We start from the raw sequence: 1322 nt of genomic DNA, 5'->3' as shown, positions 1-1322 counted from the left end.
GTGAAGCGTCCCGGGTTTTCCGGAGGCTCCTATTTGTGAGAAGGAGCTTTCGTGATGAGCAAAACCCGGAACAAGTTTTCGCCTGAGGTGCGTGATCGCGCCGTGCGCATGGTTGGCGAGCATCGCGCCGATTACGGGTCGGAGTGGGAGGCGATGACCTCGATTGCCGGCAAGATTGGCTGCACAGCCGAGACGCTGCGCCGCTGGTGCCGTGAGGAGGCTAGCCGACGAACGGCGCCAGCGGCGCAGGCCGCCGATGACAAGGCCCGGCTCAAAATACTGGAGCGCGAGGTCAAGGAACTGCGACGCGCCAACGAGATCTTACGCAAGGCGTCAGCATATTTTGCGATGGCGGAGCTCGACCGCCACGGCAAATGATGATGGCGTTCATCGACGCCCATCGCGAGGACCTGGGTATCGAGCCGATCTGCCGTGAACTGGCGATCGCCCCATCCTCCTATCATGAACATGCCCTGCGCCTTGCCGATCCCGGCAAGCGTCCGGCACGTGCACGCAGCGATGAGGAGATGTGTGGGCAGATCAAACGCGTCCACGAAGCCAACTATGGTGTCTATGGCTCGCGCAAGGTCTGGCGCCAATTGCGGCGCGAGGGCGTCGCGGTCGCTAAATGCACGGTGGAACGACTGATGCGCATCATGGGTCTGGCAGGCATTCGCCGAGGCAAGAAGACGATCACGACCGTCAGCAATCCCAAGGCACCGTGCCCGCTCGACAAGGTCAACCGGGAGTTTCGCGTCGCCCGGCCCAACGCCTTGTGGGTGGTCGATTTTACCTACGTCCACACCTGGGCTGGCTTTGTCTATGTGGCCTTCGTGATCGACGCTTATGCTCGGCGCATCGTGGGCTGGAAGGTCAGCACCAGCGCTACCGCCGGCTTCGTGCTGGACGCTTTGGAACAGGCGATCCATGCGCGCAGGCCCGGACCTGACGATGGCTTGGTCCACCACAGCGACAGGGGCGTTCAATATCTTGCCATGGCCTACACCCAGCGCCTTGCCGAGGCCAATCTGGTTCCCTCTGTCGGCAGCGTTGGGGATTCCTATGACAACGCCTTGGCCGAGACGATCAACGGGCTCTACAAGGCCGAGGTGATCTGGCGCCAGCGCTCCTGGCCGAGCGCATCAGCCGTCGAAATGGCCACCCTGCGATGGGTGGACTGGTACAACAATCAACGCCTCTTTGGCCCCATCGGCTACATTCCGCCTGCCGAAGCCGAAGCCAATTACTATGCAGCCCTTGAGAACCTCAATATGGCTGCATGACTCAATTGAGCCTGCCTCCGGAAAACCCGGGACGCTTCA

General features: G+C 61.6%; 1 protein-coding gene and 1 other annotated feature. The gene reads left to right on the top strand.

The genetic code is table 11. The features are described 5' to 3' along the window. Positions 1–54 precede the first annotated feature (54 nt). Positions 55–1283 (top strand): IS3 family transposase gene (locus CA234_RS24055; RefSeq protein ID WP_126002942.1). Its coding sequence is split into 2 segments (ribosomal slippage): positions 55–343 and positions 343–1283, totalling 1230 coding nucleotides; the frame shifts between segments, so codons are not numbered across the junction. Then, positions 336–450: a sequence feature (AL1L pseudoknot), on the top strand. It overlaps the preceding gene by 115 nt. Positions 1284–1322 lie beyond the last annotated feature (39 nt).

Source organism: Sphingomonas sp. ABOLE (genome assembly GCF_003950455.1).
Taxonomy (GTDB): Bacteria; Pseudomonadota; Alphaproteobacteria; order Sphingomonadales; family Sphingomonadaceae; genus Sphingomonas; species Sphingomonas trueperi.
The sequence above is the reverse complement of the archived record's forward strand: the minus strand, read 5'-3'. Positions and strand labels throughout refer to the sequence as shown.